General features: G+C 40.4%; 23 protein-coding genes. 14 read left to right on the top strand and 9 right to left on the bottom strand.

All coding sequences use genetic code 11. From position 1 onward, the window contains the following. Nucleotides 1–123 precede the first annotated feature (123 nt). Together M1F05_RS13400 and M1F05_RS13395 are read left to right on the top strand one after the other, a co-directional pair. Nucleotides 124–558, top strand: a complete 435-nt coding sequence (locus M1F05_RS13400; protein WP_206082531.1) for a type II toxin-antitoxin system RatA family toxin — start codon at nucleotides 124–126, stop codon at nucleotides 556–558. Further along, complete coding sequence (locus tag M1F05_RS13395; RefSeq protein WP_206082530.1) at nucleotides 551–847, top strand: RnfH family protein; 297 nt, start codon at nucleotides 551–553, stop codon at nucleotides 845–847. Before M1F05_RS13400 ends, M1F05_RS13395 begins: the two co-directional genes overlap by 8 nt. Nucleotides 848–1,019: 172 nt before the next feature. Here the strand turns inward: M1F05_RS13395 and bamE are convergent, their stop codons facing one another. From bamE to nadK, 3 genes are all read right to left on the bottom strand, one after another. Continuing rightward, nucleotides 1,020–1,397 (bottom strand): outer membrane protein assembly factor BamE, encoded by a 378-nt coding sequence (bamE, locus tag M1F05_RS13390; RefSeq protein WP_206082529.1) that lies wholly within the window; start codon nucleotides 1,395–1,397, stop codon nucleotides 1,020–1,022. A 112-nt stretch (nucleotides 1,398–1,509) separates the two neighbouring features. Beyond that, complete coding sequence (gene recN, locus M1F05_RS13385) at nucleotides 1,510–3,171, bottom strand: DNA repair protein RecN (protein WP_318825855.1); 1,662 nt, start codon at nucleotides 3,169–3,171, stop codon at nucleotides 1,510–1,512. Nucleotides 3,172–3,256: 85 nt separating this feature from the next. Then, nucleotides 3,257–4,156: an NAD(+) kinase gene (nadK, locus tag M1F05_RS13380; protein WP_206083010.1), complete on the bottom strand. Its 900-nt coding sequence runs from the start codon at nucleotides 4,154–4,156 to the stop codon at nucleotides 3,257–3,259. Nucleotides 4,157–4,257: 101 nt separating this feature from the next. Here nadK and grpE point away from each other — a divergent pair, with 101 nt between their 5' ends. Then, a complete protein-coding gene (gene grpE, locus M1F05_RS13375) occupies nucleotides 4,258–4,851 on the top strand; it encodes a nucleotide exchange factor GrpE (RefSeq protein ID WP_206082527.1) in 594 nt (197 codons plus the stop codon). A gap of 55 nt (nucleotides 4,852–4,906) precedes the next feature. Here the strand turns inward: grpE and ung are convergent, their stop codons facing one another. After that, nucleotides 4,907–5,587, bottom strand: a complete 681-nt coding sequence (ung, locus tag M1F05_RS13370) for a uracil-DNA glycosylase (RefSeq protein WP_206082526.1) — start codon at nucleotides 5,585–5,587, stop codon at nucleotides 4,907–4,909. A 384-nt stretch (nucleotides 5,588–5,971) separates the two neighbouring features. Here ung and grcA point away from each other — a divergent pair, with 384 nt between their 5' ends. Further along, nucleotides 5,972–6,355 carry an autonomous glycyl radical cofactor GrcA gene (gene grcA / locus M1F05_RS13365; RefSeq protein ID WP_206082525.1) on the top strand — a complete coding sequence of 128 codons (384 nt, stop codon included), beginning with the start codon at nucleotides 5,972–5,974 and terminating at the stop codon, nucleotides 6,353–6,355. A gap of 158 nt (nucleotides 6,356–6,513) precedes the next feature. Beyond that, nucleotides 6,514–7,959, top strand: a complete 1,446-nt coding sequence (locus M1F05_RS13360) for an ankyrin repeat domain-containing protein (RefSeq protein ID WP_206082524.1) — start codon at nucleotides 6,514–6,516, stop codon at nucleotides 7,957–7,959. A 31-nt stretch (nucleotides 7,960–7,990) separates the two neighbouring features. Here the strand turns inward: M1F05_RS13360 and srmB are convergent, their stop codons facing one another. The 4 genes from srmB to M1F05_RS13340 all read right to left on the bottom strand — a co-directional run bounded on the left by srmB (nucleotide 7,991) and on the right by M1F05_RS13340 (nucleotide 12,658). Further along, complete coding sequence (srmB, locus tag M1F05_RS13355) at nucleotides 7,991–9,331, bottom strand: ATP-dependent RNA helicase SrmB (protein WP_206082523.1); 1,341 nt, start codon at nucleotides 9,329–9,331, stop codon at nucleotides 7,991–7,993. A 180-nt stretch (nucleotides 9,332–9,511) separates the two neighbouring features. Then, nucleotides 9,512–10,717: a sodium/glutamate symporter gene (gene gltS, locus M1F05_RS13350; RefSeq protein ID WP_206082522.1), complete on the bottom strand. Its 1,206-nt coding sequence runs from the start codon at nucleotides 10,715–10,717 to the stop codon at nucleotides 9,512–9,514. Nucleotides 10,718–11,006: 289 nt separating this feature from the next. Next, nucleotides 11,007–11,924 carry a formimidoylglutamase gene (gene hutG, locus M1F05_RS13345; RefSeq protein WP_206082521.1) on the bottom strand — a complete coding sequence of 306 codons (918 nt, stop codon included), beginning with the start codon at nucleotides 11,922–11,924 and terminating at the stop codon, nucleotides 11,007–11,009. Between the two features lie 2 nt (nucleotides 11,925–11,926). Beyond that, nucleotides 11,927–12,658: an IclR family transcriptional regulator gene (locus M1F05_RS13340; RefSeq protein WP_206082520.1), complete on the bottom strand. Its 732-nt coding sequence runs from the start codon at nucleotides 12,656–12,658 to the stop codon at nucleotides 11,927–11,929. A gap of 155 nt (nucleotides 12,659–12,813) precedes the next feature. On the opposite strand from M1F05_RS13340, the gene trmN reads away from it, so the two are divergent. Then, the gene (gene trmN / locus M1F05_RS13335; protein ID WP_206082519.1) at nucleotides 12,814–13,548 is read left to right on the top strand and encodes a tRNA(1)(Val) (adenine(37)-N(6))-methyltransferase TrmN; all 735 of its coding nucleotides are present in this window, start codon (nucleotides 12,814–12,816) and stop codon (nucleotides 13,546–13,548) included. A gap of 36 nt (nucleotides 13,549–13,584) precedes the next feature. On the opposite strand, the gene nadB is transcribed toward trmN, so the two are convergent. Next, entirely contained in the window at nucleotides 13,585–15,180 is a 1,596-nt protein-coding gene (nadB, locus tag M1F05_RS13330; protein WP_206082518.1) for an L-aspartate oxidase, read from the bottom strand. A gap of 394 nt (nucleotides 15,181–15,574) precedes the next feature. On the opposite strand from nadB, the gene rpoE reads away from it, so the two are divergent. The 8 genes from rpoE to era all read left to right on the top strand — a co-directional run bounded on the left by rpoE (nucleotide 15,575) and on the right by era (nucleotide 23,309). Then, nucleotides 15,575–16,153: an RNA polymerase sigma factor RpoE gene (rpoE, locus tag M1F05_RS13325; RefSeq protein ID WP_206082517.1), complete on the top strand. Its 579-nt coding sequence runs from the start codon at nucleotides 15,575–15,577 to the stop codon at nucleotides 16,151–16,153. A gap of 59 nt (nucleotides 16,154–16,212) precedes the next feature. Then, nucleotides 16,213–16,836 (top strand): anti-sigma-E factor RseA, encoded by a 624-nt coding sequence (gene rseA, locus M1F05_RS13320; protein ID WP_206082516.1) that lies wholly within the window; start codon nucleotides 16,213–16,215, stop codon nucleotides 16,834–16,836. Continuing rightward, on the top strand, nucleotides 16,836–17,786 hold the full coding sequence (gene rseB / locus M1F05_RS13315; protein WP_206082515.1) for a sigma-E factor regulatory protein RseB: 951 nt from the start codon (nucleotides 16,836–16,838) through the stop codon (nucleotides 17,784–17,786). Before rseA ends, rseB begins: the two co-directional genes overlap by 1 nt. A 3-nt stretch (nucleotides 17,787–17,789) precedes the next feature. Further along, nucleotides 17,790–18,254 (top strand): SoxR-reducing system protein RseC, encoded by a 465-nt coding sequence (gene rseC / locus M1F05_RS13310; RefSeq protein ID WP_206082514.1) that lies wholly within the window; start codon nucleotides 17,790–17,792, stop codon nucleotides 18,252–18,254. Between the two features lie 385 nt (nucleotides 18,255–18,639). After that, entirely contained in the window at nucleotides 18,640–20,436 is a 1,797-nt protein-coding gene (lepA, locus tag M1F05_RS13305; RefSeq protein ID WP_206083009.1) for a translation elongation factor 4, read from the top strand. Nucleotides 20,437–20,453: 17 nt separating this feature from the next. Continuing rightward, entirely contained in the window at nucleotides 20,454–21,419 is a 966-nt protein-coding gene (gene lepB, locus M1F05_RS13300) for a signal peptidase I (protein WP_206082512.1), read from the top strand. Between the two features lie 304 nt (nucleotides 21,420–21,723). After that, a complete protein-coding gene (gene rnc, locus M1F05_RS13295) occupies nucleotides 21,724–22,404 on the top strand; it encodes a ribonuclease III (RefSeq protein WP_206082511.1) in 681 nt (226 codons plus the stop codon). Beyond that, nucleotides 22,401–23,309, top strand: coding sequence for a GTPase Era (gene era / locus M1F05_RS13290; protein WP_206082510.1), 909 nt, complete (start codon nucleotides 22,401–22,403; stop codon nucleotides 23,307–23,309). The genes rnc and era overlap by 4 nt, the downstream gene beginning before the upstream one ends. Nucleotides 23,310–23,314 lie beyond the last annotated feature (5 nt).

Here is a 23,314-nt window from a genome sequence, read left to right as displayed (position 1 = left end):
AAAGAAATCTTTCTGCGTTGATATTTTTTTGATTGTGCATTTCTTGCCCTGTATGGGTTTTGTTTTTTGTTTAACCAATCAATAGTGCTATTATATGCCCAGTTTTTAGGGATAGGAATTGATATGCCACAGATTAGTCGCTCTGCGTTAGTCCCTTTTAGCGCAGAACAAATGTATAAACTCGTAAATGATGTAATTTCATACCCAAGCTTTTTACCTGGGTGTGTGGGGAGTCGTATTATCAGTCATAGTGCTGAGGAAATGACGGCTTCTGTTGAGGTATCCAAAGCGGGAATTAGCAAAACGTTCATCACTAAAAATGTGCTTGAAGACAACAAATGTATACATATGCAATTAGTAGAAGGGCCGTTTAGTAAGTTGTCTGGCGGGTGGAGGTTTATTCCTCTCAGTGCGGATGCTTGTAAAATTGAGTTTCATCTTGATTTTGAATTTACCAATAAACTGATAGAACTAGCATTTGGCAAAATATTTAAAGAACTTGCTAATAATATGGTTCAGGCTTTTACATTAAGAGCTAAGGATGTTTATAGTGTCTGATATCAATGTTGAAGTGGTGTATGCACTGCCAGAGAAACAATATTTACTATCCGTAAAGCTTACTGAAGGTGTAACAATAGAAGAGGCAATTATCGCCTCAGGTATTCTTTCACTGCGTGACGATATTGATTTAAAAAAAAATAAAGTAGGGATATATAGTCGTCCTGCAAAACTTTCTGATACTGTACAGGATGGGGAGCGGATTGAAATCTATCGCCCTTTGCTTGCAGATCCGAAAGAATTACGCCGTAAGCGTGCTGAAAAATCGAAAGAATCGAAAAGTAATTAAACTTCAGTTAATTGATAAACCGAGCTATTTGCTCGGTTTTTTTGTTTATATCAGCGGTGACTTTATAGCTCAGAAGGCATTATCAGATATTTATAAAAACACACGTAACTACCTGCCAAGGCCCAGTTATAGGTAGCTACATTTTTAGTTCTATATCAATGCATATGCATTATTAGTCAGCTGTTTTAGTCTCAGCAGCTTCCATCGATTCCTGAGCTGCAAGGTTCTTCTCATTTTTGATGTCAGTAAGAATACCATTGCGATCAAAAATAAGTGTCAGAGTTTCTTGTTTGACTGGATCATGCCCCAGCTCTTGACGGAATACATAATACCAGGTTTGAGTACCAAACGGGTCGGATAACATTGGTGTGCCCAAAGTATAAGCGACCTGTTGCTGTGTCATTCCTTTTTGGATCTTAGCAACATCTTTCGCTGTGAGGTAATTACCTTGGTTAATGTCTGGGTGATAGACAAGACGTTCCATCATTGAACAGCCCGTAGACATTAATGCGAGTGATAGTGCAGCAGCAGTTAACAATTTATAACGCATGGATATCTCATTCCTTTTGGAGTCAGAACATCAATGATAATCGACATTGATACATTTTAAAACCTTCCTTATCGACTCTAAGACCACATGAGCGCAAAAAAGTTGTCAAAAATTACGCCGCAAGCAATTCTTTTGCATTTGCCAACGTATTTTTTGTGACTTCAGAACCTGCTAGAAGCCTTGCAAGTTCTTGTAATCTTGCTTTTTTGTCTAATAATTGCATGTGAGTTTCAGTTTCAATGCCATTTGTTTCTTTGCTCACATAAAAATGATGATGACCACATCCCGCAACTTGTGGTAAATGCGTTACACACATCACTTGCGTCGATTCGCCGAGTTCACGTAATAATTTACCCACAATGGCAGCGGTAGGGCCACTAATACCAACATCAACCTCATCGAAAATTAATGCGGGTGTATCCATTTTTTTCGCAGTAATCACTTGGATAGCAAGAGCTATACGTGAAAGTTCGCCACCTGAAGCGACTTTTGCTAGTGCTTGATGTGGCTGCCCTGGATTGGTTGTAACATTGAATTCAATTTTACAAGCGCCATCAATTTGGAGTTGTTCTGGTATAAATTTTACATCAATAGTGAATAAGCCATGAGGCATTGATAATTGGTGCATGCTATTTGTAATAAGTGTGCTGAGTTCTTGTGCATAATGTAAACGAACATGGTGCAAGCGTTCTGCGCAAGCGAGTGCTTTTTGGTGGTCAGCAAAGACTTGCGCGTTTAGTGCCTCACAATCTTCGTTTTGGTTGGCAATTTGCGCTTGTTCAGATGAAAGCTGTTGAAATAATTCAGGTAGAGCCTCGGGAGCAATGCGATGCTTGCGGGCTAAGCTAATTTGCTTAGAAATGCGCTGTTCAAGTTCAAACAAGCGATTAGGATCGAGCTCATATTGGTCGCAATAATGTTTTATTTCATCGCTGACTTCACTGACTTGTATTGATGCTTCTTCGAGCATATCAAGTAACCCTGAGAATTTAGGGTTTAGTGCAACAAGGTCGGTTAATTCATTTTTTGCCATGTTTAGCAGGCTGATAACATTGGCACCATCATCTTCAGACAAAATTTGTGCTGTATTTTGCCCAATCGTTAAAAATTGACCATGATTGGCGATTTGTTTGTATTCTTGGTCAATTTCCTCAAATTCACCTTGGACAGGAAGAAACTCATTGAGCTCTTTTAAATGGTAATCCAACAGTTGCTGACGTGATTCACGTTCTTGCATTTGCTTTTGAAATACGGCGAGTTGCTGACAGGAATCATGCCATGATTGCCATGCTTTTTTCATTTGTACAAGCAATTCTTGCTGATTTGCATAGGCATCAAGTAGGGATTTTTGATGAATATTATCAAGCAACAGTTGGTGAGCATGTTGGCCATGAATTTGGATTAATAGGGTGCCTAATTCTCTGAGTTGAGATAAGGGAACCGATATGCCATTGATAAAGCCCCTTGAGCGCCCATCAGAGGCAATAGTACGGCGTAATAAACATTCGTTTTGGTTATCAAGTTGGTGTTCTACTAACCAATTTGCGGCCATATTTGCATCAGATAGCGAGAAGCGGGCACAGAGATCAGCCCGTTGAGCACCAGGACGAACCATATTGGCTTCACCACGGTTACCTAAACACAGGCCAAGCGCATCAATTGCAATAGATTTACCCGCACCAGTTTCACCAGTGATGGCTGTCATACCGCTACGAAAATCAATTTCTAATTCACGAACGATAGCAAAATTATTGATAGTTAATTGAGTAAGCATCTGCGCTCTCCTGTAAAAATACACACCTGTGTTTTCATACAGTTTATCCTGTTTTTTTATACAGTAAAGAGGCAAAGTAAAATAATTAGAAAGTTTTTTTTGCCCACCCTAATTTTGAGCTTAACGTATTGAAGTAATTATAATCTTTAGGGTGAACTAAATTTAGATTTTTATTACTACGTTTTACAATAACCTCTTCACCATCTTGAATTGGTAGCATAATTTGGCTATCACAACTGACTTCATAATCAATATTTGTACGTAAGAATTTCAAGCGTATGCTACTGTCGCTGCTGATGACTAAAGGACGAGAAGATAGTGTGTGCGGGAACATGGGAACTAAGACAATGGCATCCAGATTAGGGGTTAAAATAGGGCCTCCTGCCGATAGAGAGTAGGCTGTTGAGCCTGTTGGTGTGGCAATAATTAACCCATCAGAACGTTGTGAGAATGCAAATTTATCATCAATATAAACTTCAAACTCAATCATATGAGCGACTTTCCCAGGGTGGAGTACGATTTCATTTATCGCACTGCTCTTACGCGCCTTTTGATTAGCCTTGATCACTTGAGCTTCAAGCAGAAAACGTTGTTCTTCACGATATTCGCCTTCAAGCACGCGTGAAAGTTGCTGTAAGGCATTATCGGGGTCAAGATCAGTTAGAAAACCTAAATTTCCACGATTCACACCAATAACTTTATTGTTATAGCGAGATAATATACGGGCTGCACCTAACATATTACCGTCCCCCCCTACGACGATGACTAAATCGGCTTGTTGGCCAATTTCAGTTAATGTGCCAGTTGTCGCATTCATTAACTTCAAGTCTTTAGCAACTTGTTTGTCGATAATGGCATGGTAATTTTTTGAAATTAACCAGTGATAAATCAGTTCATGGGTTGCTAACGCTTCAGGATGCCTTGGGTGCCCGACAATGCCTATCGTTTTGAAGTGAGAATGTGCTGTAATATTGTCCTTTTGCATACTTTTTTGGCCTCTCATTGTATGACTTCCCTTGAATCCCTGTATTAGATCCCCATAATACTCTCATATATGGGATTAATGCTAAATACGCGGAGATATTCATGAGTAGTAAAGACCAAAACATGCATGATGAGCAAGCTTCTGAGTTAAATGAATCACAAAAAGTTCAAGCAGAGCAAGAAGTGAACTCCCAGCAAGTAGAAGATGCACAAGCAAACGAACAAGCGTTAGCAGCGCGTATTGCTGAGCTTGAAGAGCAATTAGCTGCTTCACAAAAGACCGAACGAGAAGCAATGTTACGTGCTCATGCTGAAATCGAAAATATTCGTCGCCGTACAGAGCAAGACATTGAAAAAGCACATAAATTTGCACTTGAGAAATTCTCAAATGAACTTTTACCTGTGATTGATAATTTGGAGCGTGCGATCGATGCTGCTGATCGCGATAATGAGCAATCTAAAGCCATGTTAGAAGGGCTAGATTTAACGCTGAAAACGTTCTTAGATGCTGTCGCTAAGTTTGGTATCGAACCTGTGGGGGATGCGAATGTGCCATTTAACCCTGAAGTTCACCAAGCAATGACAATGATTGAATCACCTGACCACCAACCTAATCATGTGATTAACGTGATGCAAAAAGGGTATACGTTAAATAACCGATTACTCAGACCTGCAATGGTTATTGTTTCGAAATAATTGTTTAAATGGGATACATGTGTATCCCATTTTTTTGCTTACCTATAATATGCAGCTATTCGTTAATAACTGGGTTCCAGTCAATTGGCGCTTTACCTTGCTGAGCTAAAATTTCATTAGTCTGTGAAAAATGACCACAACCTAAAAAGCCACGATGCGCAGAAAGCGGGGAGGGATGAGGTGCTTTTAAAACATAATGGCGTTTGGTATCAATGATTTTCCCTTTTTTCTGCGCATGTGAACCCCAGAGTAAAAAGACCACGCCTTCCGTATTTTCATTGATTGCTTCAATGACTTTATCTGTAAATGTTTCCCATCCTAAATGTGCATGAGAATGCGCATGGGCTTGTTCAACAGTGAGTACAGTATTGAGTAGTAATACACCTTGCTGAGCCCAACTCAGTAGATAACCATGTGATGGTCGCGTAAACCCTGCGATGTCTTTTTCGAGTTCTTTATACATGTTTACTAGGGAAGGTGGTGGCTTAATACCAGGTAAAACTGAAAAAGACAATCCATGGGCTTGGCCTGGACCATGGTAAGGGTCTTGACCTAAAATAACGACTTTAATATCAGCAAGTTCGGTATAGCGAAAAGCATTAAAAACATCATCTTGCGGGGGATAGATGATTTTACCTGCTTGGCGCTGTTGCGCGACATAGGCTAATGTTTCTTTAAAATACGGTTTTACTTTTTCGGGGCCAATGACGTCGTGCCATGTAATGGTATTTGACATGAAATTTTCCATAACAATGAATGTTGGCTGGCGCAATTTATAACTGAACCAAATGATGGTAATAAGCTTACTGGTTCGTTGGGCAGAGATAAAGCCCTGATCTTTATAATTACGCTTCAAATTAATTTGAAAGTTTATAAAAATAATTAAGATTTCATTATGGTGAATATTGATTTAAATCATAAAGTTGAATGGGTTTGATTAATTGCTATACGGAATAATTGATAAATATCAAAGAAAGTGACCTATTGAGCTGGTATAAAATACCTATAGACATTGGTTAGACCAAATATCCAATTGCAAATTTACATAAGATTGATGGTTAATGCAGCTTTGATTGATATAAAAAATCGGGCGCAATCAAGTTCGAACGTGGAGGTCGACATGATTACAGGTATTCAAATTACTAAAACTGATAATGCAGCATTACTGAATTCTTTCTGGTTACTGGATAACGAGAAAAATGAAGCTCGCTGTGTTTGTGCTAAAGCAGATTATAATGAAGGCCAAATCGTTGATAAAGATGAATTAGGTGCTTTTGAGTATCGTGAAGTACCACTGGAAATGAAGCCAACTGTACGTGTAGAAGGTGGGCAGCACTTAAACGTTAACGTATTAAGCCGTGAAACGTTAGAAGATGCAGTGAAAAACCCAGAAAAATACCCACAATTAACTATCCGTGTTTCTGGTTATGCGGTTCGTTTTAACTCATTAACCCCTGAACAACAACGTGATGTTATTACTCGTACTTTCACTGAAAGCCTGTAATAAAGTTTAAACACTATTACATCTAGTACAGTATAATAAATTCTAAAGCCATTGATATCAATGGCTTTTTATTTACCTCTAATAAAGTTGATTATTTCTCTTCACCGCTATTTAGCTTCCAATACTCTTCCAACATACGCATTTGTTAGGGAGAATTTATGCCTTTTTCAATACAACCAACACTTAGTTCAGTGGATGGCCTTTCTCTTGCTAGAGAAGGCTTAGACATTTATTTACAAAATCGCAGTTTAGATATTTCATTATGTGAAAGAGAACATTGGCCAAAAAATACGATAAAAGAACACTTTTTTGGCCAAGATGCACAAAAAAAAGACTTTGTTTTAGCCATGTTATCGTATGGGGCTTACCATACAGATTGGCAACAGATGTTAGGTGTAGAGAGATTAAATACCACTCAACTTAATGCATTAGGTATTGATGCGGAGTTACTTGGTGATGTGACATCAGGATTTCAAGCCAATATATGCCGATATAATGATTTATATATTCTCTGTTTTGCAGGCTCAAACGATATTGTGGATTTTTATGCCAACATCCGTCAAGGCTTAGGGCAGTATGAACCTCAGTATTATCAATCTGTTGGTTTGACAAATATTTTATTTAATGCAGTAAGAGGAAATCTGATTTGTACGGGGCACTCATTAGGTGGTGGCCTTGCGTCAATTGCCGCATTGGCGAGCCATAGCCCTGCAGTTGTGTTTAGCCCCGCAGGGCTGGCAAGGAATACGGTAAATAAGATCGGGCTTGATTATGATGTTGCGGAACGAATGGCGAACGAAGGGCTGATACGATTTTATACTGTGCAATATGACTGGCTTGATTCTCTACAAAATACTTTACCTATCCCTTCAGCGCTGGGAACGCGTATTAAAATGGCTTATAGCGAACAGAGTTCTTGGAAAAATTGGTTACCACACCGGTTATTAACAAGAAGTTTTATTGCACATACGATGGTTAAAATTATTAAGGTGATGTGTAAACATAAACCGTGGAATAATTGGAATGCGATTACTGGGGAATATGATAAAGCCGTCGAGCTCCCGCTAAAAGTGTTCCCAATCATCGAAGAGCAACAAAAAATTAATTGGCAAGAAAGTTGTAAAAGTGCCATTAAAAAAGGCAATGTTGTTGAGTTTTCGAATCTTTTAGAATGTCACAATAAAGCATGTGACCTTGATTTTTTAGCGAATCAATCAGCGCGGGCTATGAATGGGCAGTTTATGCAAATTCTACTCGATTCACAGTATGGGCAAGCCATTAAAAATACACAACTCATCCAGCAAAAAAGTATTTTACATTTAGCGGCTCAAAGTGGCCGAGTGATGCAGTCTAAAATATTGTTAGATAATGGTTTAATGGTTGATATAAAAGATAATTTAGGAAATACACCACTCCATGATGCTTTAAATAGTCATGCTTTGGATGTTGCTGAATTGTTGTTAGTCAATGGGGCTGATTGGCGGGCAAAAAACAACCAAGGTCTTGATTGCAAAGATATCATTAATAATCATATCATTAAATATGATGCATTAACGCAAGAAGGGAAAAAAATGCGAGAAAAAATCATTCATATGATGAATTAAATAAAAAACGGGCCGAAACCCGTTTGAGTGATTATTGGTTTTTATCGCTAATCGCTGATGCTGTTGGACTGACTGGAGTACGACGTTTCCCTATATTTTTCTTATCGCGATGGCGTACTTTTTCTTTTTTCTTCGTTTGTTCTTCTTTCTTTTTCTCTTTGCGCTTTGCCAGCACTTTCTTCGATGGTTTTGGCTTATTTAACATCGCTTCAGATGGCGCTTTTGTTGTTGGGCGCAAGGCATCTATAACACGCACTTTAATAGGGTCTTCAATGTAACGTGTAATTTTACCTAGTAACGGGAAGTCATGTGCTTCAACTAAGGAAATTGCCGTACCTTTGCGACCTGCACGGCCAGTACGGCCTATGCGATGTAAGTAAACGTCAGCAGTTCTTGGTAAGTCGAAGTTAAAAACATGACTGACGTTATCGATGTCTAAACCCCGTGATGCTACATCCGTCGCAACAAGGACTTTAACTTGCCCGTCGACAAGGCGACGTACCGCTTCGTTACGTTTCGCTTGAGGCATTTCACCTTCCAGATAACAAGGCTCAATACCTGCTTCACGTAGCCACTGAACAAGCTCGCGTAAGCGTTCACGTTTGCGTACGAACACAATCGCTTTTGTCACTTCTTCTTGTTTCAGTAAGTGGCATAGTAGTGCAGTTTTGTGTTCAACGGTATCCGCACGGTAATGAAATTGCTGAATTTTTTTACGTTCACGACGAGATGGATCCGCATCAATTTCAACGGGATCTTCTAGCAAGCGCTCTGCAAAGTCACGGATGGCTTCACCTTCAAGCGTCGCTGAAAATAGCATGGTTTGTTTGCGCCAGCGCGTTTCGCCTGCAATAGTTTCAATGTCGTTTGCAAACCCCATATCTAACATACGGTCAGCTTCATCTAGGATCAAAATCTCAACCGCGCGGCAGTCAAAGTTTTCTTCTTTAATGTACTGTAATAAGCGACCTGTTGTGGCGACAACGATATCTTGGTTTTCGCTGAAAATTTCAGCGTGGTTCATATAAGCAACACCACCTGTGATTGTTGCAATGTCTAGGTGATTATGTGCGCATAATTCTTTTGCTTGGTCAGCAACCTGCATAGCTAATTCACGGGTAGGCGTGACAATCAGAACGCGTGGTGGCCCTGATTTTTTTCTTGGGAAATCAAGTAAATGTTGAATTGCTGGCAGTAGGAATGCCGCTGTTTTACCTGTCCCTGTTGGTGCTGAACCTAACACATCACGACCATCCATTGCAGCTGGAATAGCCGCAGCTTGGATAGCAGTGGGACGTTGATAGCCTTTATCTGACAGCGCGTCAATTAGGCTTTCATCAAGATCAAGTTCAGAAAAAGTGGATGCAGTCATTATATACCTCTATTTGGGGCGCTGATTATAAACAGGTTAGCAAAATTGTTCACCTGAAAAAATCCGCTTTTCACAAGTGTAACTGTTTTCAGGTTAGACAGGGAGCGATAACTCGAGGAAAAGTTAGCGAAATGACAAAAGAATTCAGGAGAGCCGAAACTCTCCTGGACTAGATATTTATTAGCTAAGCATATTAATCAGCCAAGTATGGTATGGAATACCCACTAAGTCGATGAGTACTGCGCCACTTAATGGCACAATCATAAACGCTTTCATGGAAACTTGTTTGTAACGTTCACAAACGGATGACATATTCGCCATCGCATTTGGTGTTGCGCCTAAGCCATGTCCCATCAAACCTGCACACATTACCGCGGCATCATAGTTTTTCCCTAACAACCTAAAAATAACAAATACGACGAGCAGAATTAAAACGACAACTTGCGCCAATAAAATGGTGAAGAGCGGAAGAGCCACAGCCTTTAATTCCCAAATCTTCAGTGACATCATGGCCATAGTTAAGAAAAGACCGAGGGAGACTTCAGAAATAAGATCGATAGATTTTTGGTTGATGCGGAACAATTCGACCTGATCATTAATATTACGGATGACAATTGCAATGATCATCGCGCCAACGTAGCTCGGTAGTGAAAAACCAGTGGCTTTAGTGAATTGCGCAGAGGCAAATTGACCAATGACCATGATCCCTAAGATCAAGGCAAGCATTTTCAAGAAAGCATGTGCATCGATAGACTCAATTTTCCCTGCAATAGTTTCAGGAACTTGAATTTTTTCAACTTTTTCGTCTGCTTGAATACGGACATTGAATTTTTTAATCAAATAGGTAGCGATTGGGCCTCCCAATAAGCTTCCCGTAATTAACCCAAAGGTGGCGGCAGCGATCGCAGCAACTGTCGCTGATTGTACGCCAAGTCCTTCAGCCATACCGCCAAAGGCAGCAGCTCCGCCATGGCCACCCGTGAGTGATACCCCCCCAGCCATAATACCAATGACAGGTTCGATGCCTAATAGATGCGCTAACCCTGCCCCAAAGGTATCTTGGAAAATCACCACAAACCAGCAAATAAACAGGTACATAAATAATAAGCGACCACCTGTTTTGAGAATTCGGAAACTGCCATCAATACCTATTGTGGTGAAGAATGCGACCATCAAGAAGGTTTGTAAACTGGTATCAAAATTTATTTCAGCGAGGTTGAACGATTTCAGTCCCCAAATGATTAAACTCACTAAAAATCCGCCAATGACAGGAGATGGAATACAAAATCGTTGTAACCACTCAATGCGTTTTTTTAAGTGGATGCCCATGAGGAGGCAGATGACGGTAAGGAATAAGGTGGATAGTGCGTCTAGGTGTAGAATCATAAGTTTCCCTTTTTTAACTGTTATCTTTCAAGCTACAGCGTTGTTGGCCGCACTCAGCTACTGTAGTCACATACTTTTGTATGCTCCTACAGCTATCTTCGTTAGCCGCCTAGCTGTAACTCGAAATCTAATAGTTAAAATATTTATGATGAAAAACATTATAATTTAGCGAGTTACAGCTAAGTTGATATTTTTTCGAACCTATTTTTATTGTGGTATTCGAATAGAAGCTATCTCAACAGATTGAAGCGAACAGTTTATTTATCAGTCGAATTGTTGTGTTGTTTTATTAGAATAAATATTGGTAAATCAAATAAGCCGCAAGCTTGGCGGTATGGTTGTCAATATCAAATTCAGGGTTGCACTCCGCAATATCGAAGAGGGCGATTTTTTTGCTGCCTTTAATAACGGTAAAAAGTTCATCAAATGTTTCGGTAGAGATACCTTTAGGTGCAGGGGCGCTGACACCAGGGGCAATAGCGGCAGAGAATACATCTAAATCCACAGTGACATACAAATAATCAACGCCATCAATGAATGCTTGAAGTTGTTTAACTGCTTGTGGACGTTGCGAAAAGCTTAGCTGTTTATCACGAAGGTATTGGCAGCCTAATCGGTCTGCAGTATCAAATAATACCTTGGTGTTGCCATGATCAGCGATACCTAAACACAAGTAGTGGAAAGGACGCTGGTGCTTCTGACATAACTGCGCAGATTGTAAAAAAGGCGTGCCAGAAGTCGCTTCAGGAGCTTCACGTAAATCAAAATGGGCATCAAAATTGATGATCCCAATCGTTTTTCCTGATTGATTTTGTTCGACATAATCAAATAATCCTTGAAAGCTAGCAAAGGCCACTTCATGGCCACCACCTAATATAATCGGGCGCTCATTTGCAGTTAAACTTTCAATAATTTTGTCGGATAAGCGGCGTTGTGCAGATTCAAGATCACCATCATCACAACTTACGGTTCCTAGATCTTTAATGGCTAGCGGTTGGTGGATAGGTAACCCAGCAAGTTGGCGACGAATAGCATCAGGCCCTGCTTTAGCCCCTTGTCGGCCTTTATTGCGTCTTACGCCCTCATCAGAGGCAAAGCCTATCAACGTAAATTGTGCGGGTGATACTTTGTTAATCACTTGATGAATACGCAAATGTTCTTGTGTTTCACCATCCGTGCGCCCTTGCCATTGGAAAGGTTGTGTCATAGTTACTCCAAATTAATCAATTTAGTGATGTTATCTGCCGCTTGACGTGTATGCATAATTAACTCGTCAACACGGTGAGTTGAGCGAAATTCAGGGGCCATAACGGAGACGACGGCCAGTACATCATTTCCTTTAAAAATCGGGGCGGAAACGCCAAAGACCCCCTCATCAATCTCACTGGTTGATGTGCCGTAGCCTTGTTTGCGGATCTGCTGTAAGTCTTGTTGTAATTTCAGCTTATCTACGTCAGAAATAAGCTGTTTTGCATGTATCTCAAACACGTGTTCTTGGTATTGTGTTTGATGAAAAGCTAACAATGTTTTGGCACTGGCCCCTTTGATTAGGGTATTACCGCGGCCAATGATAAATGAGCAACGTAGGGCTTGTTCGCTTTCTATCATGTCTACACAAATCGTTTCTCGCAGGTTTGAGGTGATAATCGCTGCGGTTTCTCGTGTTTTTTTCGCTAATGATTGAAGCTCTGATTTTGTGGCTTCCATCAATAAGCTGTGGTGATAGTATTTTTCGTGATTTTTGATACTCTGCGAGCCGACACAATAAGTACCATACTGCTTTGCATGAGACACAAATTCCCATTCTATGAGAATTGTCAGTAAGCGATAAACCGTTGATAATGGAATATCCAGTGCCGTTGAGATAACCTGTGGCGTCACTGGGGATGCGCAACTCGTGATGTAGGACAAGACATCTAAGGTTCTATTAATGCTGTTCATCGCATCTCCTTTTTTTCGAACTTAGCAGTAAACTTTTTGTGCCTCAAATATAATTCTCATATTATAAGAATTATATTGTAACGAATAGGTTAAACGATGACTTTTATTTGCTCAATATGAGAAAATGGTCAGCTTCAGGTAAGTAGAGTGTGTGGATGAGCAATCAGAAAAAAAACTACCGAAAAGGTGGGTTTACATTTAAACAGTTTTTTGTGGCCCATGACCAATGTGCAATGAAAGTGGGCACTGATGGCGTATTATTAGGGGCATGGGCACCTATTGGTCATGTTCAATTTGCATTGGATATCGGTAGTGGGAGTGGGTTAGTCGCGCTAATGTTGGCACAGCGACAACAAAATGCACAAATTGATGCTGTTGAATTGGATGTTCAAGCAGCGCAGCAAGCTCAATGTAATTTTGTGGAGTCACCTTGGGCGAAACGGTTACATATCATCAATCAGGATATTATTCACTATAGTCAGCATTCACCCACTCAATATGATTTGATTGTAAGCAATCCGCCTTATTTTGAGCCTGCGGTGGCGTGTCGAGATGAGCAACGTGACCAAGCTCGCTACACAAGCGCACTAACCCATGACGTACTATTAGAATGTGCCCAGCGTTGTTTAACGGAAAATGGGTTATTTTGTTTAGTGCTACCGTATGAAGTTGGTGAGAAAGTGCAAGCAATGGCTGAAAGTAGGGGGTGGTTTACGGCGTTGAGAGTCAATGTTAGTGACAAACCAACAACACCATTTCACCGTATGTTATTGGGTTTGCGATTAGTGAACTCTCACTCTCAGGTAAGCAATTTAGCTCTAAAAGCACAGAGCGGTGAGTATACTGAGGATTTTCGCGCATTGATCCAGCCGTTTTACCTTAAATATTAAAACCAACGGAACAGTTATTCCGTTGGTTTCGTGGCTTTATTCAGGTTTCAGGACAGTTGGACCTGAATTTTCTAACATATCTGGATAGTCTAATGTGTAGTGTAGCCCACGGCTTTCTTTGCGCGCCAAAGCGCATCGCACCATTAGCTCCGCGACTTGTACAAGGTTTCGTAACTCTAGTAAGTTATTGGAAATACGGAAGTTAGCATAATAGTCATGAATTTCTTGCTGTAATAAATGAATACGTCGGAGTGCCCGTTCGAGGCGCTTAGTGGTTCTCACAATCCCCATGTAGTCCCACATAAATAAACGTAATTCATGCCAGTTATGTTGGATTACAACTTGTTCATCGGAGTTATGTACTCGGCTTTCATCCCATTCAGGTAAATGTGGTACTTCACCAATATTTTGCAGTGTCGATTTGATGTTTTCTGCGGCTGACCAGCCATATACAAGGCATTCTAACAATGAATTAGATGCCATACGGTTCGCTCCGTGTAGGCCAGTATAACTAACCTCACCAATGGCATATAAGTGCGCAATATCAGTCATACCTGTTTGATCGACAATCACCCCGCCACAGGTATAATGTGCCGCGGGCACGATAGGAATAGGCTCTTTGGTGATATCTAACCCTAACGTCATTAATTTGGCATAAATAGTTGGGAAATGATGTTGCACAAAATCTGTTGGCTTATGGCTGATATCAAGGTACATACAGTCTGCGCCAAGACGTTTCATTTCGTGGTCAATGGCTCGTGCAACAATATCACGAGGTGCAAGTTCTTCTCGTTCGTCATAATCAGGCATAAAGCGGCTGCCATCAGGGCGTTTTAAATACGCACCTTCACCCCGTAATGCTTCGGTAAGTAAAAAGTTTCGTGCTTGTGGGTGGAATAAGCAAGTGGGGTGAAATTGGTTGAACTCTAAGTTAGCAACACGGCAACCTGCCCGCCATGCCATTGCAATGCCATCCCCTGACGAAATATCGGGGTTAGTGGTATATTGATAGACTTTTGCCGCGCCACCTGTGGCTAAAATAACGGTTTTGGCGCGGATCGTTTCAACTTGCTCTTTTTTCCGATTCCAAACGTAAGCACCCAAAATACGTGAGGGTGCCTTGTCTTCGGATAGAATTAAGTCAACAGCATTATAGCGTTCTTTTATATGGATATTTGGGTGAGCAAAAGCGAGGTCAACAAGCGTAGTTTCAACTTCTTTTCCTGTCGCATCAGCATGGTGAAGTATGCGACGATGGCTGTGACCACCTTCTCGCGTTAAGTGGTACTGAGTCTCGCCACTTTCTGTGATTTCAGTATCGAATAAAACACCTTGGTCAATAAGCCACTGCACGCATTCTTTTGCATTAGAGGCGATAAATTCAACCGCACCTTTATGACAAATGCCAGCCCCAGCAATGAGGGTATCTTCAACGTGGGATTCGATGCTGTCGGTATCATCAAATACGGCGGCAATACCACCTTGAGCATAATAAGAAGCGCCTTCACTCAAGCTGCTTTTACTCAAAATAGTCACTTGGTGGAAAGGAGCAAGGCGTAAGGCGGCGGATAGCCCTGCGACACCACTGCCAATGATTAAAATATCAGTGTAATGCTGTGTGGATCCGTTCATGAGTGTTTGCTGTATATAATAGTATGTAGTGTGTTTTTTTATGTTAGCCTATCAGATTGTCGATTACTATTGCTGGATAGATGTTTACAGTCACTATCTTGACCCAGGTCTATTTATTTATTCGCATCGAATAAATGTGATAGCTATAGCATTCATTTGCAAAATCCGTATGCTGTGTTCTTGACCTTTAAGGTATTTGTATGCAACTGTTTTAATAAGGATCTTTGGGATCTTAGAAAATGAAAATCCAGCACTTTTGTAAATTTTTGACTATTTTTTTAGATTAAATTGAACTTCAATGGTTTCTATAACTCAAAGTAGTGCTTGCTTTAGGATGGGAGAACATGAACAAGTCAACATATTATCAGCCTGAGTTCGGGAGATGCTTCCCGAAATGAGCGAGCAATTAACAGACCAATTATTGGTTGAAAAGGTACAAAAAGGCGATCAACAAGCTTTCAACTTACTGGTAATTAAATACCAGCACAAAGTTGCAAGTTTAGTATCCCGTTATGTGCCGCAAGCGGATGTGCCTGATGTAGCACAAGAATCATTTATAAAAGCGTATCGTGCTATCGGTTCGTTTCGTGGTGACAGCGCATTTTATACTTGGCTTTATCGTATTGCGGTCAATACGGCTAAAAATTATTTAGTCGCACAAGATAGACGCCCTCCTGCGTCAGATCTTGAAGCGAGTGATGCTGAAAACTTTGAAACCGCTGGTGCTTTAAAAGAAATTTCGAACCCAGAGAACTTAATGTTGTCTGAAGAATTAAAGAAAGTTGTTTTCAAAACCATTGAATCCTTGCCTGAAGACTTACGAATGGCAATCACACTTCGTGAACTTGATGGTTTGAGCTATGAAGAAATCGCTGAAATTATGGATTGCCCAGTAGGTACTGTACGTTCCCGTATTTTTAGGGCAAGGGAAGCGATTGATAATAAAGTACAACCTCTGATTCAACAGCACTAACGCTATTAAATCAGCAGATTAATTATAATTGTGATGCAATTAACTGAAGGTAATTGGGCATGCAAAGAGAGAAACTTTCCGCAATGATGGATGGCGAAGCTCTAGATTTAGAGCTTGTAAATGCCATTTCATGTGATTCAACGTTAAAGCAACGTTGGGAGAGCTATCATCTTATTCGTGATACTCTACGTAATGATACTGGCAATGTCATACATTTTGATATTGCAAGTAACGTTGCGGCAGCATTAGAGAATGAAGCTGTGCGTATTAATCCTCAGGTAGTTGTCGAATCGCAGCCTGAACCTGCGACTTGGGGTGCTTTCCCATTCTGGGGTAAAATCCGTCCTTGGGCGAGCCAAATAACTCAAATTGGTGTTGCAGCATGTGTTTCGTTAGCCGTTATTGTGGGGGTACAGCAGTACAACCAAAGTAATGCTGTTGATTCCACCGTTGATGAGCCAATGTTTAATACCATTCCTGTTGGAAGTGGTGCGCCTGTAAGCCTGAATATTTCAGATAACCAATTATTTGGTAATGAACAACAACTTCAACAGGTTGAACAACAAAATCAACGTATTAATGCGATGCTGCAACAATATGAAATTGAAAGACGCTCGATGTTGAACCAGCAATATCAACAATCTGAACAACCTGCATCTGCGGCAGGAGTTAAGCTGAAATAATGAAAAAATGGTTATCCGTCATCTGCCTGACGGGCAGCCTGATTATTTCTAATCAAGCTTCGGCATCTGAACAGGGTGCCGATGTCCTTTTTAAAGAAATGGGGAATGCTGCCCAAAACCTTTCTTATGAAATGTCATTTATGACATTCAGCCCGCAAACAATTACACCTGTAAGATATCGCCACGCAATTATTGACGGTATTCCTGTTTCACAAATGATTCAGATGGATTCATCACGCCGAGAGATTGTTCAAAAAGGTGATAGGATTAGTTACTTTGAGCCAGGCTTCGATGCGTTTAGTTTGAATGGTCAAAATATCGTTGATAATTTACCTTCTGTTTTATTTACAAATTATGAACAGATAAAGCCTTACTACAATTTTATTGATGCGGGGCGCACACATATTGGTGATCGACCTGCTTTGGTAATCCGCATAATATCGAAAGACAATTCCCGATTTAATTATGTACTATTAATCGATGAGGAAACGAAACTGCCGCTACGTATTGATTTGTTGGATAATAACAGCCAAACGTTAGAACAATTTCGGGTTATCTCTACAGTGCTAGATAGTAAAACAGTTAATGATTCATTACTTGCATTGAGTAAGGTAAATATGCCGCCGTTATTGGTATATCCGAAAAATACGGCACCATCCTTCAAATGGCAAGTGGGGATGCTTCCTCCAGGCTTTGAAGAAACATCGCGTTCTGTACGTAAATTAAGTGAAGATGACGTTGTGGAAAGTGCAATGTTCAGCGATGGGTTATTTACCTTCTCAGTGAATGTGACAAAATCGGTGAAAGGCCCGTTGTTAGATCAACCAATGCAAAATGGGCGTCGTTCAATTTATACTATGACACAAAAGCAAAATGTCATTACAGTAATTGGCGAATTACCTTTGCCAACGGCACAAGTTATCGCAGGTAGTGTTCAGTTTCGGGAGTAGGTTATGGTAAAAGAGTGGGCAACTGTCATTCGTTGGCAAAACGGAAGGGCACTACTGCGTTATGGCTCTTCATCAGGATGTGGAAGTTGCGGTGCTCGTAAAACGTGTGGCTCTTATGCACTCAGCAAAATAGGGCCAAACACGGAACATGAATTAGAAATTGCTATTGAACAACCTTTAGTCGTAGGACAAAAAATCGAGGTTGGTATTCCCGAAGGGAGTTTAATTCGTTCGGCTATGCTGGTGTACTTAACTCCAATTTTAGGGTTGTTTATTTTTGCTGGGTTAGCTCAATCGTTTGATTTTAGCCAATTTTTGGTAGCGACTTCTGGTGTATTAGGGGGTGTGGTTGGTTTTTATACTGCACGGAAATTAGCTTCTCATTGGCGTGATGATGACGCATTTCAGCCTGTCGTCTTGCAAATAGGTTTACCACCTTCCGAACTTTCAGTACAGGTTAACTGCTAAATATCAATAGATTGTATTCAATTCATTATTTGATACCATGATAAAAAAGGGGAAAACGTGATGTTTTCCTTTTGTAGTTTATTGGTTTAAATAATCAATTAATTGATTTTTCAGTCTCTTTTGAGATAAAAATCAAAATAGGCTTGTTATTATTCGTAATAAATGAGTATTTAGAGGGTTAAATTAGCGCTAAATTAGTGCTCTAACTCATTAACCTTTAGCAAGTTTACAGTTGTTTTACATTGAATCTTTGTGTTAGCGGGGTCTTATATGTAAAATGCAGCTAATTAACAATCTTGTGATAATCATAGCATTTTAGTTTTGTCGCGATATTTGCACAAAACTGATTTTGTAAGGCAATTTAAAAGAAGATATTACCTTGAAAATCAATAATATAAGAAACTTTTCTATCATTGCTCATATCGACCATGGCAAATCCACGTTATCTGATCGTATTATTCAGATTTGTGGTGGTTTAACGGATCGCGAAATGGCAGCGCAGGTTTTAGATTCAATGGATCTGGAACGTGAGCGTGGAATTACCATCAAAGCACAGAGCGTTACGCTCGATTATAAAGCCTCTGACGGTGAAACTTACCAATTAAACTTTATCGACACACCAGGCCACGTTGACTTCTCTTATGAAGTTTCGCGTTCTCTTGCGGCGTGTGAAGGGGCACTGTTAGTTGTCGATGCAGGGCAAGGTGTTGAAGCTCAAACATTAGCTAACTGCTATACAGCGATTGAAATGGATTTAGAAGTCGTTCCTGTTTTAAACAAGATTGACTTGCCAGCGGCAGACCCAGAGCGAGTTGCTGATGAAATTGAAGACATTGTAGGCCTTGACGCCCACGATGCCGTTCGCTGTTCTGCAAAAACGGGCATTGGTGTTCAGGATGTGATTGAACGCCTTGTTAAGGAGATCCCACCACCAGTTGGTGATGTGGATGCCCCATTACAAGCACTGATTATTGACTCTTGGTTTGATAACTATTTAGGCGTTGTTTCGTTGATCCGTATTAAAAACGGGTCACTGAAAAAAGGCGATAAAATTAAAGTCATGAGTACAGGGCAGGTGTATAACGCTGATCGCCTTGGTATTTTCACACCTAAACAAATCGACCGTGATGTACTTAGTTGTGGCGAAGTAGGCTGGTTAGTCTGCGCAATTAAAGACATCACAGGTGCGCCAGTAGGGGATACCTTAACGGGCGCTCGTAATCCTGCGGAAAAAGCACTACCAGGCTTTAAAAAAGTAAAACCACAGGTTTATGCGGGTTTATTCCCTGTCAGTTCCGATGACTATGAAGGTTTCCGTGATGCGTTAGGTAAACTTAGCTTAAACGATGCCTCTCTATTCTATGAGCCTGAAACATCGACTGCTTTAGGTTTCGGTTTCCGTTGTGGTTTCCTTGGCTTATTGCATATGGAAATCATTCAAGAACGTTTAGAACGTGAATACGATCTTGACCTGATCACTACAGCACCAACGGTTGTATATGAAGTTCAACAAACCAACGGTGAGATTGTTTATGTGGATAGCCCATCAAAGCTGCCAGCATTAAACAATATTGAAGAACTGCGTGAGCCAATTGCAGAATGCCACATGTTAATGCCTAAAGAATACTTAGGTAACGTGATTACACTTTGTATTGAGAAACGTGGCGTTCAAACCAATATGGTCTATCATGGTAATCAAGTTTCGTTGACATATGACATTCCTATGTCTGAAGTCGTACTGGATTTCTTCGACCGTTTGAAATCAACATCTCGTGGTTATGCATCATTGGATTATGCATTTAAGCGTTTTCAGCCGTCAGACATGGTTAGGGTTGATGTGCTTATCAACAACGAACGTGTTGATGCATTAGCATTGATTACACACCGCGCAAACTCACAATATCGTGGTCGTGAATTAGTCGAGAAAATGAAAGAACTGATCCCACGCCAGCAGTTTGATATTGCTATCCAGGCCGCGATTGGTAACCATATTATTGCTCGTTCTACAGTTAAACAGTTGCGTAAAAACGTACTTGCCAAATGTTATGGCGGTGACGTTAGCCGTAAGAAGAAACTGTTACAGAAGCAAAAGGATGGTAAGAAACGTATGAAACAAGTGGGTAACGTTGAGCTACCACAAGAAGCGTTCCTTGCTATATTGCATGTTGGTAAAGACAACTAAGTTTACAAGGAGTCTCAATGGCTAACACCTTTGCCTTGATCCTAACACTGGCAACTTTAATCACTGGGATTATATGGTGTTTAGATAAGTTTAAATTTGCGCCTGCGCGTAAAGCAAAACTGAAACAGTTACAGGATGCAACAAATGGTGCAGTGAGCGAAGCGGATGTGGCGAATGCTGTCCGCCGCCCTTCATGGCTAGAAACAGGGACATCAATTTTCCCTGTGTTAGCTATTGTACTGATTGTACGGTCATTTATTTATGAGCCGTTTCAAATTCCATCAGGGTCAATGATGCCAACGTTATTAGTTGGTGACTTCATGTTGGTTGAGAAATTTGCATACGGTTTAAAAGACCCTATTACACAAACGACACTGATCGAAACAGGTAAACCAAAACGCGGTGATATTGCTGTATTTAAATACCCTCGTGACACAAATGTCGATTTTGTTAAACGTGTAATAGGTTTGCCAGGTGATAAAATTGTTTATAATCCAGATGCCAAGGAACTGACGATTTATCCAAATTGTGCGGATAACAAATGCACAGAAAATTTGCCGATTACTTACGGGCCATTAGCCCCAAGCGAATGGACAATGTTTTTTGATGTAGCCTCTGTTGTTGATAGTCAAAAAGGGAATTATGAAGTTCCATTAGATCAAGAGTTGCCACGTAATGCATTGCGTCAATATGAGCGTAGCGAAAAACTCGATACAGTTGAACATCAAATTCTAATTATTCGCCAAGCCGTCACTGAAGCAAAATACTTGCAACCAGGAATGCCATTAAATGAGTGGATTGTTCCTGAAAAACAATATTTTATGATGGGTGATAATCGGGACAATAGCTCTGACAGCCGTATGTGGGGTTTTGTTCCTGAGCAAAATTTAGTGGGTCGCGCCGTGTTTATTTGGTTAAGCCTCGATAAGCAAGAAAACGAATGGCCAACAGGCATTCGCTTTAGTCGAATTGGTCCACTATAATTTCATTGATTGGATATGCCAACAGTGAAGGTGCGGGTTTTCATTTGAAAATCCGCATTAACCGAAGCATTATTATTTTACCCAGTGTACAATATAATTTAATTAATATTATTGGCTCCCCAATTATAACTCCTTTCTTTTGTAACTCACTGTAACTAATAATATTTATCTCATTAGTTCTACTGAGCTACAAAAAATGTGGGTAGGTAAGGAGTCAGTGCAAACGCAACAGTTTTGTAAAATACATTATTTTACAGGTCTGTTGCGTGTGCTTTTTTTATCAAATAAAAATGGTTGGGCGCACATGAACCCCTCTTTAGTAGAAAGATTACAACGTAAGCTTGGTTATCAATTCAAACAACATGATTTGTTGATTCAAGCTTTAACTCACAGAAGTGCCAGCAGTAAACATAATGAACGCCTAGAGTTTTTAGGGGATTCAATCTTAAGTTTTGTGATTGCAAATGACCTGTATCACCGTTTTCCTAAAGTGGATGAGGGGGATATGAGCCGGATGCGGGCAACACTTGTTCGTGGAAATACATTGGCAGAAATTGCCCGTGAGTTTGAACTGGGTGAGTGCTTACGCTTAGGTCCAGGTGAGTTAAAAAGCGGTGGATTTCGTCGAGAATCAATTCTTGCAGATACAGTGGAAGCACTGATAGGTGGCATTTTCTTAGACAGCGATATCCAAACGATTGAAAGAATTATTTTAGATTGGTATCAAAGCCGATTAATTGAAATTAGTCCGGGTGATAAACAAAAAGACCCGAAAACACGGTTACAAGAATATCTGCAAGGGCGTCACTTACCATTACCGAACTATTTAGTTGTTCAAGTAAAAGGTGAGGCTCATGATCAGGAGTTTACGATCCACTGCCAAGTAAGTGGCATCGAACAACCCATCCATGGTGTTGGTTCAAGTCGTCGTAAAGCAGAGCAAGCCGCAGCAGAGCAAGCATTGAAAATTTTGGAGCTTGAATGAGTGAATTACAATCCCACTGTGGTTTCGTTGCCATAGTTGGACGGCCGAATGTCGGTAAATCGACATTATTAAATCAATTACTGGGGCAAAAAGTCTCGATCACCTCGAGAAAGCCACAGACGACTCGCCATCGTATTATGGGGATCCACACAGAAGATAATTATCAAATTATCTATGTTGATACCCCAGGGTTACATATTGAAGAAAAACGTGCAATTAACCGCTTAATGAACCGTGCAGCATCAAGTTCTATTGGTGATGTTGAACTGGTCATTTTTGTCGTTGAAGGTACCAACTGGACCGCTGATGATGAAATGGTTCTAACTAAGCTATCAAGCTTACGTTGCCCTGTCATTTTAGCAATCAATAAGATTGATAACGTGACCGATAAGACGGTTTTATTGCCACATATTGGCATGATCAGCCAAAAAATGAATTTTTTAGATGTTGTGCCTATCAGTGCTGAAAAAGGTACTGGCGTGGATACAATCGCTAAAATTGTGAAGCAACATATCCCTGAAGCAACACATCATTTCCCTGAAGACTATATTACAGATCGTTCTCAACGTTTTATGGCGTCAGAAATGATCCGTGAAAAGCTGATGCGCTTTTTGGGCGATGAGTTACCTTATTCTGTTACCGTTGAAATTGAACAATTTAAAGTAACCGAAACAGGTATTTACCATATCAATGGTTTAATTCTTGTTGAACGTGAAGGCCAGAAAAAAATGGTCATTGGTAACAAAGGTAGCAAACTGAAAACTATTGGTACGGAAGCGCGTATCGACATGGAACGCATGTTTGATAACAAAGTTCACCTTGAGCTTTGGGTCAAAGTTAAATCAGGCTGGGCGGATGATGAAAGAGCATTACGCAGTCTGGGTTATGTTGACGATCTAAAATAGTAGGT

The organism is Providencia sp. PROV252, from assembly GCF_033676005.1.
Lineage (GTDB): Bacteria > Pseudomonadota > Gammaproteobacteria > Enterobacterales > Enterobacteriaceae > Providencia > Providencia vermicola.
Note: the sequence above shows the minus strand (reverse complement) of the source record. Positions and strands in the feature narration are given on the sequence as shown.